Annotated in this window: 14 protein-coding genes; 3 read left to right on the top strand and 11 right to left on the bottom strand. The window is 61.2% G+C overall.

What is annotated here, in order from left to right:
- Positions 1–137 precede the first annotated feature (137 nt).
- The gene (locus tag J3P82_RS04955; RefSeq protein ID WP_434561173.1) at positions 138–896 is read right to left on the bottom strand and encodes a Nif3-like dinuclear metal center hexameric protein; all 759 of its coding nucleotides are present in this window, start codon (positions 894–896) and stop codon (positions 138–140) included.
- A gap of 104 nt (positions 897–1000) precedes the next feature.
- On the opposite strand from J3P82_RS04955, the gene algW reads away from it, so the two are divergent.
- The 3 genes from algW (at position 1001) to J3P82_RS04940 (ending at position 5231) form a co-directional block, all read left to right on the top strand.
- The gene (gene algW, locus J3P82_RS04950) at positions 1001–2161 is read left to right on the top strand and encodes a Do family serine endopeptidase AlgW (protein ID WP_434561171.1); all 1161 of its coding nucleotides are present in this window, start codon (positions 1001–1003) and stop codon (positions 2159–2161) included.
- Between the two features lie 236 nt (positions 2162–2397).
- Positions 2398–4500, top strand: coding sequence for a TonB-dependent siderophore receptor (locus J3P82_RS04945; RefSeq protein ID WP_434561169.1), 2103 nt, complete (start codon positions 2398–2400; stop codon positions 4498–4500).
- Between the two features lie 11 nt (positions 4501–4511).
- Positions 4512–5231, top strand: a complete 720-nt coding sequence (locus tag J3P82_RS04940; RefSeq protein ID WP_434561167.1) for a DUF4198 domain-containing protein — start codon at positions 4512–4514, stop codon at positions 5229–5231.
- A 47-nt stretch (positions 5232–5278) separates the two neighbouring features.
- On the opposite strand, the gene hisC is transcribed toward J3P82_RS04940, so the two are convergent.
- The 10 genes from hisC to J3P82_RS04890 all read right to left on the bottom strand — a co-directional run bounded on the left by hisC (position 5279) and on the right by J3P82_RS04890 (position 13249).
- A complete protein-coding gene (hisC, locus tag J3P82_RS04935; protein ID WP_434561165.1) occupies positions 5279–6331 on the bottom strand; it encodes a histidinol-phosphate transaminase in 1053 nt (350 codons plus the stop codon).
- Position 6332: 1 nt separating this feature from the next.
- The gene (gene hisD, locus J3P82_RS04930; RefSeq protein ID WP_434561163.1) at positions 6333–7670 is read right to left on the bottom strand and encodes a histidinol dehydrogenase; all 1338 of its coding nucleotides are present in this window, start codon (positions 7668–7670) and stop codon (positions 6333–6335) included.
- A 124-nt stretch (positions 7671–7794) separates the two neighbouring features.
- A complete protein-coding gene (gene hisG, locus J3P82_RS04925; protein ID WP_053178222.1) occupies positions 7795–8430 on the bottom strand; it encodes an ATP phosphoribosyltransferase in 636 nt (211 codons plus the stop codon).
- 128 nt (positions 8431–8558) lie between these two features.
- Complete coding sequence (gene murA, locus J3P82_RS04920) at positions 8559–9824, bottom strand: UDP-N-acetylglucosamine 1-carboxyvinyltransferase (RefSeq protein WP_434561161.1); 1266 nt, start codon at positions 9822–9824, stop codon at positions 8559–8561.
- 22 nt (positions 9825–9846) lie between these two features.
- A complete protein-coding gene (locus J3P82_RS04915) occupies positions 9847–10086 on the bottom strand; it encodes a BolA family protein (RefSeq protein WP_434561159.1) in 240 nt (79 codons plus the stop codon).
- Positions 10087–10199: 113 nt separating this feature from the next.
- Positions 10200–10505 carry an STAS domain-containing protein gene (locus J3P82_RS04910; RefSeq protein WP_434563696.1) on the bottom strand — a complete coding sequence of 102 codons (306 nt, stop codon included), beginning with the start codon at positions 10503–10505 and terminating at the stop codon, positions 10200–10202.
- An 8-nt stretch (positions 10506–10513) separates the two neighbouring features.
- A complete protein-coding gene (locus J3P82_RS04905) occupies positions 10514–11164 on the bottom strand; it encodes an MlaC/ttg2D family ABC transporter substrate-binding protein (RefSeq protein ID WP_434561157.1) in 651 nt (216 codons plus the stop codon).
- An 11-nt stretch (positions 11165–11175) separates the two neighbouring features.
- On the bottom strand, positions 11176–11643 hold the full coding sequence (mlaD, locus tag J3P82_RS04900) for an outer membrane lipid asymmetry maintenance protein MlaD (protein WP_434561155.1): 468 nt from the start codon (positions 11641–11643) through the stop codon (positions 11176–11178).
- On the bottom strand, positions 11643–12440 hold the full coding sequence (gene mlaE, locus J3P82_RS04895) for a lipid asymmetry maintenance ABC transporter permease subunit MlaE (RefSeq protein ID WP_434561153.1): 798 nt from the start codon (positions 12438–12440) through the stop codon (positions 11643–11645). Before mlaE ends, mlaD begins: the two co-directional genes overlap by 1 nt.
- Positions 12440–13249 carry an ATP-binding cassette domain-containing protein gene (locus J3P82_RS04890; RefSeq protein ID WP_434561151.1) on the bottom strand — a complete coding sequence of 270 codons (810 nt, stop codon included), beginning with the start codon at positions 13247–13249 and terminating at the stop codon, positions 12440–12442. Before J3P82_RS04890 ends, mlaE begins: the two co-directional genes overlap by 1 nt.
- Positions 13250–13272: the final 23 nt, after the last annotated feature.

The following is a 13272-nucleotide window of genomic DNA, read 5'->3' as shown; positions in this document are numbered from 1 at the left end:
ACGAAAACATTCTTATGAACGGCCAGCGGGCCGTGTTCGAGCGGGGAATCCTAGCACAGCGACCTCTTCTAATCAGGGCGCCGGCTAGATCGAAACAGCATATGGATATGCCTGCGGGTTCGGGGGCCGAAGGCGTGTCAAATGGGGTTCGGGCAGTCGATAAAGATGTGTTCCAGTGCAAAACGTCGCGCCAGATAGTCGCCCAATGCCTGGACGCCGTAGCGTTCGGTCGCATGGTGACCGGCGGCGATGAAGCTGATGCCGTTTTCCCGGGCGCTGTGAAAAGTCTGCTCGGACGCCTCGCCACTGAGGTACAGATCAACCCCGGCCAGCACTGCCTGTTCGATATAGCCCTGCCCCCCGCCCGTGCACCAGCCAACGCGACGGATCATGTGCTCGCTTTCGATCAACAACGGCTCGCGGCCCATGGCCTCTTGGACCTTGCGGGCGAAATCCCGCGGCGTCATCGGCTCGGACAAGGAGCCGACCAAGCCGACGATTTTCGGGTTATCCGGATCCAGCGGCCCTTCGACGGTGATATCCAACTGCCGGGCCAGTTGCACGTTATTGCCGACCTCGGGATGCAAATCCAGCGGCAAGTGATAGGCCAGCAGGCTGATGTCGTGCTTGAGCAAAGTTTTCAGGCGCCGCTGCTTCATGCCGGTGATGCACGGGTTCTCACCCTTCCAGAAATAACCATGGTGCACCAACACCAGGTCGGCGCTGGCCTCCACGGCGGCGTCGAGCAGCGCCTGGCTGGCGGTCACGCCGCTGACGATGCGCATCACCTGCGGCGCGCCCTCGACCTGCAAGCCATTGGGGCAGTAATCGGTGACCCGGCTGCTTGCCAGGTATCGGTCCGCTTCTTCAACCAGGGTGCTCAGGGCTACGGCCATAAAAAGACTCCTAAATATCCCGTTCCGAGGCGTGCGCGGCCTCGTATAATGCGCGACATTATGGGCGGTCTCATCCCGCCTGCAACCATCGTAGGACGTGCTTAATGCTCAAGGCGCTGCGTTTTTCCGGCTGGCCGCTATTGGCCGGCGTGCTTGTCGCTCTATTGATTATCCAGCGCTACCCGGAATGGGTCGGGCTGCCAAGCCTTGACGTCAATCTGCAGCAGGCGCCGCAAACCAAGGCCCCGCAGCAGGGGCCGGTGTCCTATGCCGACGCAGTGACCCTGGCCGCGCCGGCGGTGGTCAACCTGTACACCACCAAGGTCATCAACAAACCCAACCACCCGCTCTTCGAAGACCCACAATTCCGGCGTTTTTTCGGCGACAACTCGCCCAAGCAGAAGCGCATGGAGTCGAGCCTGGGTTCGGGTGTGATCATGAGCCCGGAAGGCTATATCCTGACCAACAACCACGTCACCAGCGGTGCCGACCAGATCGTCGTGGCGCTCAAGGATGGCCGTGAGACCCTGGCCCGGGTGATAGGCAGCGATCCGGAAACCGACCTCGCCGTGCTCAAGATCGATCTGAAAAACCTGCCGGCGATCACCATCGGCCGCTCCGACAGTATTCGCATCGGCGACGTGGCCCTGGCGATCGGTAATCCGTTCGGCGTCGGCCAGACCGTGACCATGGGCATCATCAGTGCCACCGGGCGCAACCAGCTGGGCCTGAACAACTACGAAGACTTCATCCAGACCGACGCCGCGATCAACCCCGGCAACTCCGGCGGTGCACTGGTGGATGCCAACGGCAACCTCACCGGGATCAACACCGCGATTTTCTCCAAGTCCGGCGGCAGCCAGGGCATCGGCTTCGCCATCCCGGTGAAACTGGCGATGGAGGTGATGAAGTCGATCATCGAACACGGCCAGGTGATCCGTGGCTGGCTGGGCATCGAAGTGCAACCGCTGACCCAGGAACTGGCGGAGTCTTACGGCTTGTCCGGGCGTCCCGGGATCGTTGTGGCAGGGATCTTCCGCGACGGCCCGGCGCAGAAGGCCGGCTTGCAGCTAGGCGATGTGATCCTGAGCATCGATGGCGAACCGGCGGGCGATGGCCGCCGCTCGATGAACCAAGTGGCGCGGATCAAGCCCACCGACAAGGTGACTGTCCAGGTGATGCGCAACGGCAAGGAGCTCAAGCTCACGGCCGAAATCGGCCTGCGTCCACCGCCGGCACCGGTGGTGCTCAAGGAAGAAGAATAACTATCCCCCCGTGGCGAGGGAGCTTGCTCCCGCTGGGTCGCGCAGCGGCCCTAAAAACCGTCACCTCGAAAATACCAGACCGACCGCATCCGATCCTGTTGGGGCTGCTTCGCGGCCCAGCGGGAGCAAGCTCCCTCGCCACGAAAACAATCCGCGAATCAGGAAAATCAGAAATAGCATAAATTCTCATTAGTAGTGTTATATTGTTTCAATACTAAAAATTGGAACAACATAACATGTCATCTTTAAAACGGATTTCCCTCGCCAGCCTGGCCCTGGGCCTGCTGGGCGATCCGGTCTTTGCCGAAGAAAACCAGCCCCTGGAGCTGGACGCCATCAACGTCACGTCCAATTACGAATCCCCCACTGGCCCCGTCTCGGGCTACCGCGCCACCCGTTCCGCCAGCGCCACCAAAACCGACACGGCCCTGCGCGACGTCCCGCAATCCATCAGCGTAATCCCCGCCAGCGTGCTCAAGGACCTGGGCAGCACGAGCGTCGAGCGAGCGCTGGAATATGCCGGCGGCGTATCGAAACAGAACAGCTTCGGCGGGCTGACGCTCTACGAATACAGCGTGCGCGGCTTCACCACTTCAGAATTCTACAAGGACGGTTTCAGCGCCAACCGCGGCTATCCCAGCACGCCGGACGCGGCCAATATCGAGCGCATCGAGGTACTCAAGGGGCCTGCGGCCAGCCTCTACGGGCGAGGCGATCCCGGGGGCACGGTGAACATCGTCACCAAGAAACCCCAGCCTGAAGCGTTCACCACATTGCAGACCAGCGCTGGCAGTTGGGATCGCTACCGCACCGCCCTGGACGTCAATACGCCACTCGACGCTGAAGGCAACGTGCTGTCGCGGGTCAACCTGGCGGTCGAGGACAACCACAGCTTCCGCGATCACGTCGACAGCAAGCGTGTCTTCGTGGCGCCTTCCATCAGTTGGCAACTAAGCCCAGACACTCGGCTGCTGGTGGAAAGTGAAATCGTGCGTCACAGCTCGACTTTTGACCGCGGCATCGTCGCGCCAAACAATCGCTGGAGCGGCGTTTCCCGTTCGACTTTTTTGGGCGAGCCCAACGACGGCGACATCGACAACCACAACAACATGCTTCAGGCCGCCCTTGAGCATCAGCTCAACGATGACTGGCAACTGCGCCTCGCCAGCCACTACAAGCAGGGCGTACTCTGGGGATTTGCCTCCGAAGCGCGCCCGCTGAACGCCGACGGCCACACCGTGAACCGCCGCTACCGCGAGCGCGACAACAACTGGCACGACAGCATTACCCAGCTGGAACTGCGTGGCCGATTCGACCTCGGGCCTTGGCAGCATGAGCTGCTGATCGGCACGGAATACGAGGACTACCGCAAGAACGAGCGCGTGACCACCATCGCTGGCGCTTACCCCATCGACCTCTACAACCCGATCTACGGCCAGCCAAAACCCAACGGCGTGCGCTCCGGCACGGACTTCTTCGAGCATGTCAAAAGCCGGGCCCTGAACCTTCAGGACCAGATCATCTTCACCGACAAGCTGCGTGGCCTGCTTGGTGTGCGCTATGAGCATTTCGAGCAGAGCGTCGACAACCACGTCAACGACGTGACCAGCCGCCAGCGCCACGACGCCCTGACCCAGCGCGCCGGGTTGCTGTATCAACTGACGCCTGAAGTCGGGCTGTTCGCCAACGCCTCCACCTCGTTCAAGCCCAACAACGGCCTGGACGCCAACGACAAGACCTTCGACCCCGAGGAAGGTATCGGGTATGAAATCGGGGTCAAGAGCGAGTTGTTCGATGACCGATTGAGCACCACCCTGGCGGCGTTCCACATAGAAAAGGAAAACGTCCTGACTCAGGTTGCCGGAACCGATTTCAGCCGCGCCGTGGGCGAGGCCCGCAGCAAGGGCATCGATTTGCAGATCACAGGCCAGGTGACCGACGCGGTGCGCATCATCGGCGCCTTCGCCTACATCGATGCCGAAGTGACCCAGGGTGACGAGGAAATTCCCACGGGCAGCCGGATCCTCGGCGTCGCCAAGCGCAGCGGCAGCTTGCTGGGCGTCTACGAATTCCAGGATGGGCATCTGCGCGGTTCGGACCTCGGTGCAGCGTTCACTTATGTCGGTGATCGCTCGGGCGAAGCCGGCAAGGACTTCGAACTGCCGGCCTACCACACCGTGGACCTGCTGGCCCATTACAAGGCCAGCGACAACGTCACCGTGGGCCTGAACCTGAACAACGTGTTCGACGAAAAGTACTACGAACGCTCCTTCAGCAATTACTGGGTCACGCCCGGCGACCCGCGCAACTTCACTGTCAGCCTCACCCTCGATCTGTAAAGGAAGTCAGCATGAAATACCCCAAGACCTTCGCCCTTCTCGGCCTGTTTCTCGCCACCCAGGCCTCGGCCCATGGCCTGTGGACCGAACAACGACGCGGCAACATTGAAGTGATCTACGGCCACGGCGCCGAGGACAACGCCTTCAAGGCGAAAAAAATCAGCGGCGCCTGGGCCTACGACCTGGGCGGCAAGATGATCCCCGTTACGGTGGAGCGCCTGCCGGACCATGCGCGCCTGCAACCGCTCAAGCCCCCGGCCGTGCTGGCGGTCGCCCTGGACAACGGGATGTGGTCGCAGACGGCTGACAAAAAGTGGATCAACGAAGGCCGCAGCAAGGTGCCCGGCGCGATTGAGTCGACGCAGACGTTCAAATACAGCCTGGCGATCTATGAGCCGGGGGCGAAACTGCCGAAGCTGGATCCGATCAAGTTCGTAATCGTGCCGGAAGTCGACCCGCTGACCGTCGGTCCCGGCCAGTCACTGCCGGTGCGGGTGCTGCTCGATGGCAAACCGGCGGCTGGGGTGAAACTGGTGGGGGACTACCGTAGCGCGCCGAATACCGTGAGCACTGAAACCGATGCCGAAGGCCGGGCCAAAGTGCTGGTGCGCAATGAAGGTTTGAATGTGATCGCCGCGAGCATGGAAATCGCGCTCAAGGACAACAAGGACGTGGCGACGCGCGGCGTGTTCACCTCGCTGACATTCCTCGGCGAACCGCACCACGAATAGGACACCAAGCGCTGTGGGAGCGAGACTCCCACAGCGACCGCAGGTCTTTAGAGTTCGCCCAAGGCTTCGATCAGGGCCTGGTTCTGCTCCGGCGTGCCGATGCTGATCCGCAGGAACTGCGCAATGCGCTCTTGCTTGAAGTGCCGCACAATCACGCCTTGCTCGCGCAATTTCGCCGCCAGCCCCGCCGCGTCGTGCCGGGGATGACGGGCGAAGATGAAGTTCGCCGACGACGGTAGCACTTCAAAACCCTTGGCTGCCAATTGCGTCACCACCCATTCACGGTGCTCGATGACCAACCGACAGGTCCGGTCAAAGTACTCACGGTCGTCGAACGCTGCCGCGCCGCCGACATTTGCCAGGCGATCCAGGGGATAGGAGTTGAAGCTGTTCTTGATTCGCTCCAGCGCTTCGATCAGCTCCGGATGGCCCACCGCCAGCCCCACCCGCAGCCCCGCCAGCGAACGAGACTTGGAAAGCGTCTGGGTGACCAGCAGGTTCGGATAACGATCCACCAGGCTGATGGCCGTCTCGCCGCCAAAGTCGATGTAGGCCTCGTCGACCACCACCACCGAATCCGGGCTGGCCTTGAGGATCTGCTCGATCGCTTCCAGCGCCAACAGGCAGCCGGTCGGCGCGTTGGGGTTGGGGAAAATGATCCCGCCATTGGGCTTGGCGTAGTCCGCCGGGTCGATCCGGAATTGCTCATCCAGCGGCACCGCATCGAACTGGATACCGTACAGCCCGCAATAAACCGGATAGAAGCTGTAGCTGATGTCCGGGAACAGCAACGGCTGATCGTGTTGCAACAAGCCGTGGAAGATGTGCGCCAGCACTTCATCCGAACCGTTGCCCAGGAACACTTGGTTGGTCTGCACACCGTAATACCGGGCCACGGCGCTTTTCAGCAGATCACTGTTGGGATCCGGATACAGGCGCAGATTGTCGTTCAGCTCGGTCTGCATCGCGGCCAGGGCCTTGGGCGATGGGCCGTAGGGATTTTCATTGGTGTTGAGCTTGACCAGCCGGGTCAGCTTCGGCTGTTCGCCCGGCACGTAGGGCACCAGGTTCTTGACGAACGGGCTCCAGAATCTGCTCATTTCAGTTCCCCTGCCGCTCAATGGATGGCTCGTCAAGAATGCGGTACTCGGCGCTACGCGCGTGGGCGCTCAGGGATTCGCCGCGGGCCAGCACCGACGCGGTCTTGCCCAGTTCGGACGCGCCCTGCTCGGAGCAGAAAATGATCGACGAACGTTTCTGGAAATCGTAAACCCCCAGCGGCGAGGAGAAACGCGCGGTGCCGGAGGTCGGCAGCACGTGGTTGGGACCCGCGCAATAGTCGCCCAGCGCCTCGGAGGTGTGACGGCCCATGAAAATCGCACCGGCGTGGCGAATCTTCGGCAGCCAGGCTTGAGGGTCGGCGACCGACAATTCCAGGTGTTCCGGCGCAATGCGGTTGGCGACCTCGATGGCCTGCTCCATGTCTTCGACCTTGATCAGCGCTCCACGACCATTGATCGAGGTGTTGATGATCTCGGCGCGGTCCATGGTCGGCAGCAGCTTGTCGATGCTCGCAGCGACCTTGTCGAGGAACTCGGCGTCCGGGCTGACCAGGATCGCCTGGGCATCTTCGTCGTGCTCGGCCTGGGAAAACAGGTCCATGGCGATCCAGTCCGGGTCGGTCTGACCGTCACACACCACGAGGATCTCCGAAGGTCCGGCGATCATGTCGATACCGACCTGGCCAAATACGTGGCGCTTGGCGGTGGCGACATAGATGTTGCCCGGCCCGACCACTTTGTCGACCCTCGGCACGCTTTCGGTGCCATAGGCCAACGCGGCGACGGCTTGGGCACCGCCGATGGTGAACACCCGGTCGACGCCGGCAATGCAGGCGGCGGCCAACACCAGTTCGTTGATTTCACCGCGCGGGGTCGGCACCACCATCACCACTTCGGTCACCCCGGCGACCTTGGCCGGGATGGCGTTCATTAATACCGAGGACGGATAGGACGCCTTGCCACCCGGGACGTACAGGCCGGCGCGGTCCAGCGGCGTGACCTTCTGGCCCAGCACCGTGCCGTCGGCTTCGGTGTAGCTCCAGGAGTCCTGTTTCTGCCTTTCGTGGTAGCTGCGAACCCGGGACGCGGCTTTTTCCAGCGCCTCGCGCTGAGGCACGGTGATCCGAGTCAGTGCCAGCTCCAGACGCTCGCGTGGCAGGATCAGGTCGGCCATCGAGGCGACTTGCAAGCCGTCGAACTTCTGCGTGAACTCCACCAACGCGGCATCGCCACGCTCGCGAACGGCCTTGATGATGTCCAGCACCCGCTCATTGACCGAGTCGTCAGACACACTCTCCCAGCTCAGCAGATGATCCAGATGATGCGCGAAATCCGGGTCGGCAGCGTTGAGTCGGCGAATCGAAGTGGGAGCGGTCATAGCGAGGGCCTCATTAATGGCAAATGCTCAGGCGCCCTAAGCTACCAGTCCATTCGCGTGGGCACCTGAGAAAATTGGCTATGACGCGGATAGACGGGCGCGACGCTAAGGTCGCGCAGGTGAATCAGCCGCGGTGTCGCGATTCCACTGCCTTGCGCAGGGTATCGATCAAAGCCTGGATACGGGCGTGCTGCATTTTCATCGAAGCCTTGTTGACGATCAGCCGGGAGGTGACGTCCGCGATGAAATCCTGGGGCTCCAGGCCATTGGCCCGCAACGTATTGCCGGTGTCGACGACGTCGATGATCTTGTCCGCCAGGCCGATCAACGGCGCCAGCTCCATCGAACCGTACAACTTGATGATATCGACCTGACGGCCCTGCTCGGCGTAGTAACGCTTGGCAATGTTGACGAACTTGGTCGCCACCCGCAGGCGTCCCTTGGGCTCAGGTGCGCCGACTTTACCGGCGGTCATCAGCTTGCAGCGGGCGATCTGCAGGTCCAACGGCTCGTACAAGCCCTGGCCACCGTATTCCATCAACACGTCTTTACCGGCCACCCCGAGATCAGCGGCGCCATGTTCAACGTAGGTTGGCACATCGGTGGCGCGCACGATCAGCAAGCGCACATCGGCCTGGGTCGTGGGGATGATCAACTTGCGGCTCTTGTCCGGATTCTCGGTCGGCACGATGCCCGCTTCAGCCAGAAGCGGCAGGGTGTCGTCGAGGATACGGCCCTTGGACAGTGCGATGGTCAACATGGGAAGCGTCAGTCCTTATCAAGTACTCATGCCTGGTCGCAAACGGCGCCAGACACACATCGAGGGTGGAACCACCCTCGACGTGAAACGAAATCAGAGGGCACCTCCCTGTGCCCGTTCAGCCGGGACTAGCCCGGTACGCGACGGATCTTGGCGCCGAGCATCTGCAGTTTCTCTTCGATGCACTCGTAGCCACGGTCGATGTGGTAGATGCGATCGATGAGCGTATCGCCTTCGGCTACCAAGGCCGAGATCACCAGGCTGGCCGAGGCCCGCAGGTCGGTGGCCATCACAGGCGCGCCCTTGAGCTTCTCGGTCCCGGTAACGATGGCGGTGTTGCCTTCGACCTGGATCTTGGCGCCCATGCGGTGCAGCTCGTAGACGTGCATGAAACGGTTTTCGAAGATCGTCTCGATCACCGCACCGGTGCCTTCGGCAATGGCGTTGAGGGAGATGAACTGCGCCTGCATGTCGGTCGGGAACGCCGGGTAAGGCGCGGTCCGCACGTTGACGGCTTTCGGCCGCTTGCCGTGCATGTTCACTTCGATCCAGTCTTCACCACAGGTGACTTCGGCGCCGGCTTCCTTGAGTTTTTCGAGGACGGCTTCGAGGATGGTTGGATCAGTGTCCTTGACCTTGACGCGGCCACCGGTGACGGCGGCGGCTACCAGGTAGGTGCCGGTTTCGATACGGTCTGGCATCACTTTATAAGTGGCCGAATGCAGGCGCTCGACGCCATCGATGGTGATGGTGTCGGTGCCGGCGCCGGTGATCTTGGCGCCCATGGCGATCAGGAAGTTCGCCAGGTCGACGACTTCAGGCTCGCGGGCGGCGTTTTGCAGCACGCTGCGGCCCTTGGCAAGGGCAGCGGCCATCATGATGTTCTCGGTACCGGTCACGCTGACGGTATCGAAGAAGAAGCTCGCCCCGCGCAGGCCGCCTTCAGGGGCCTTGGCCTTGATGTAGCCGCCCTCGACGTCGATGATCGCGCCCATGGCTTCCAGGCCACGGATGTGCAGGTCCACCGGACGCGAACCGATGGCGCAACCGCCAGGCAGCGCGACTTCGGCTTCACCGAAACGAGCAACCATCGGGCCCAGCACCAGGATCGACGCACGCATGGTCTTCACCAGTTCGTACGGGGCGATCAGGGTCTTGATGGTGCGCGGGTCGATTTCGACGCTGAGCTTCTCGTCGATCACCGGCTCGATGCCCATGCGACCGAACAGCTCGATCATGGTGGTGATGTCGTGCAGGTGCGGCAGGTTGGCCACGGTCACCGGGCCATCGCACAGCAGCGTCGCGGCCAGGATCGGCAGGGCGGAGTTCTTTGCCCCGGAAATACGGATTTCGCCATCAAGACGAACGCCGCCGGTAATAATCAATTTATCCATAAGAATCTCGAGGCCCTTGGGCTCAGGTGCGCTCGGCCCAGGCCGCGCGGCTGAAAAATTTCATCGTGACCGCGTGGATGCTGCCATCGGCGATCCATGGGTTCAAATGGGCATAGATGCTCTGCTGACGCTTCACTGGGCTCAACGCCGCCAGTTCATCGCTGATCACGTTCAACTGGAAGTTGCAGCCTTCGCCTTCAACTTCCACGTTCGTACCAGGCAGCTTTCCTTCTAGGAAGCTCTTCACTTCTACAGCCTGCATGCTCAACCTCAATCGGCGCCCTGTGCGCACGGGTCGCACATCATACAAAAAAGCCCCGCGCCTGCGAACCCCGCGAAGCAGGACTCTGACGGGGGGGCTCCAAAGATGTGGGTTCAGTGGTGCGCCAACAGCTCGGTCAATTCGCTGACCTGGGCTATTTCGCGCATGTCTTCGGGCATTGCGCGGATGCTCCACGTCTTGCCGGCTTCCTTGGCGTCCCGCATGAAGCACAGCAGCAGCGACAGGCCGACGCTGCTGGACTTCTGCACGCCTGAGCAATCGATCACCAGCTCGGCGGTCGTGGCGGACTTGATCAGCGCCTGGCCCTGCTTGCGCAAGCCCGGGCCGGTGCGGTAATCCAGCACGCCGCTGAGCAGCAGCTCGCCGGACTCGCCCAGGCGCACGGCTGACTCACTCACCGACTCGTTCATTGCTGCTTCTCTTGGGCATCTTCGGCAACTTCTTTTGCCTTGGCGACCTCACCGGCCCAACCATTGATGGTCTTGTCCAGGTCATTGCCATTGCGCTGCATCGCATCGGCGAACTGATCGCGGAACAGCTTGCCGATGTTGATGCCATTGATGATCACGTTGCGTACCTTCCACTCGCCATTGATCTTCTCGAGCGTGTAGGACACCGGGTAGACGGCACCGTTGTTGCCCTTGACCGTCATGCCGACGCTGGTGCGCTCGCCAGACTCATCCTTGGCCGGGTCGACCGTGATGCCTTGGTTGTTGTACTCGAGCAAGGCGTTGCCATAGAACTGGAACAGGCTGCGCTTGAAGTTTTCCTGGAAGCGGCTCATCTGCGCGGGCGTAGCCTTGCGCGAATACTTGACGGTCATGATGCTCTTGGAAATACCGTCGGCATCCACCACCGGCCCAACGATACGGTTCAAGGATTCATAGAACGCGCCCGGGTCCTGCTTGTACTTTTCCTTGTTGGCTGAAAGATCCGCCAACAGCTGGTCAGTCGTCGTCTTGATGATGTCGTGCGCCGAAGGCGCCGCCAAGGCGTTGCCCATCAGCGGCAGCGCCGCCAGCAGGACCAGCAGGCTGCGTCGCAGGATAGAGATCATTCAAAAGCTCCTCATTTGGCTTCTTTGCTAACGGTATTGAGCAGGAATTTACCGATCAGGTCCTCAAGCACCAGCGACGACTGCGTATCGTGGATGGTCCCGCCGTCCTTGAGCAGGGAGTCTTCCCCGCCCACGCTGATACCGATGTATTTCTCACCCAGCAGCCCAGCCGTGAGGATAGATGCAGTGGAGTCGGTCGGCAGGTTATCCACGCGTTTTTCCAACTGCAGCGTTACCCGGCCAGTGAAACTGTCGCGGTCCAGATCGATTGCCGTGACCTTGCCGATGGTCACACCGGCCATGGTCACCTTGGCTCTGACCGTCAAACCGGCGATATTGTCAAAATAAGCATAAAGTTTATAAGTATCGGTGCTCGCGGTCGGCGCCAGTCCACTGACCCGCAGGGCCAGCAGCAGCAAAGCCAGGATGCCAGCCAGCAAGAAAAGGCCGACACCGATTTCCAGGGTGCGGTTTTGCATCAGAAATCTCCAAACATCAAGGCGGTCAGAATAAAGTCAAGGCCCAGGACGGCCAACGAGGCGTAGACCACGGTCTTGGTTGTGGCACGGCTGATCCCCTCTGACGTGGGCTCACAGTCATAACCTTGAAACACGGCAATCCAGGTCACCACGAAAGCGAATACGGCACTCTTGATCACACCGTTGAGCACATCGTCGAGAAAATCGACGCTGTTCTGCATGTTGGCCCAATAGGAGCCTTCATAGACCCCCAGCCAATCGACGGCAACCCATGAGCCGCCCCAGATCCCCACGACACTGAAGATCATCGCCAGCACCGGCAGGGAAATGAAGCCGGCCCACAGGCGCGGGGCAATAATATATTTGAGCGGGTCGACACCAATCATTTCCAGGCTGGACAACTGCTCGGTGGACTTCATGTTACCGATTTCGGCCGTCAGCGCCGAACCGGCACGCCCGGCGAACAGCAGTGCCGTCACCACCGGCCCGAGTTCACGCAGCAATGTCAGCGCAACCATCTGCCCAACCGCCTGCTCCGACCCGTAGCTGGACAAAATGCTGAAGCCCTGGAGTGCCAGCACCATGCCGATGAAGATCCCGGAGACGACGATGATCACCAGGGACATCACCCCCACCGAATGCAATTGCTTGACCAGCAGGCCAAAACCGCCGCCGGTCGAATTACGACCGAGCAAGGCATGCATCAGGAACAACGATGAACGCCCCAGGACTGCCACCACGTCGATGCCCGAGCGACCAAACAGGCGGACTCTTTCTATTAATGACTTCTTGCGCATCAGCGCTTCCCCAGCAGATCGGTACGGTAATCCGTGGCCGGAAAATGGAACGCCACCGGGCCGTCCGGATCACCTTTCATGAATTGGCGAATGCGCGGGTTTTCCGAATCCAGCAACTCCTGGGGCGTGCCCTGCCCCAGCACCTGACCATCGCCTACAACATAGATGTAGTCGGCGATGCTCGCGGTTTCGGCCAGGTCATGGGAGACCACGATGCTGGTGATGCCCAACGCATCGTTGAGCAGCCGGATCAGGCGCACGAGCACGCCCATGGCAATGGGGTCCTGCCCAACGAAGGGCTCGTCGTACATCAGGATTTTCGGGTCGAGGGCGATCGCCCGGGCCAAGGCCACCCGCCGCTTCATGCCGCCAGACAGCTCGTCCGGCATCAGCTCCAGGGCACCCCGCAGCCCGACCGCCTGCAATTTGAGCAGGACGATGTCGCGAATCATCTCTTCCGGCAGCTGCGTATGGACCCGCAGGGGAAACGCCACGTTCTCGAATACATCAAGGTCAGTGAACAGGGCACCGCTCTGGAACAGCACGCCCATATGCTTGCGCGCATCGAACAGGTCGCTGCGCGATAGCTGCGGAAGATTCTGGCCGTTGACCCAGACTTCGCCGGTGCTGGGGCGCAGTTGTGCGCCCATCAGCCGCAGCAGCGTGGTCTTTCCGCAGCCGGAAGGGCCCATGATGCCGGTCACCTTGCCGCGCGGGATACGAATATCGATGTCATTGAAAATACTGCGCGTCCCTCGCTTGAAGGACAGTCCCTTCAGCTCGACCGCGTAGGCGTTGTCGGCACTCATCTAAACTCCTTGCGATGCAGCCT

It is taken from the genome of Pseudomonas sp. Z4-20, from assembly GCF_051131955.1.
GTDB classification, from domain to species: Bacteria; Pseudomonadota; Gammaproteobacteria; order Pseudomonadales; family Pseudomonadaceae; genus Aquipseudomonas; species Aquipseudomonas marvdashtae.
This window is presented reverse-complemented; position numbering and strand designations above follow the sequence as displayed.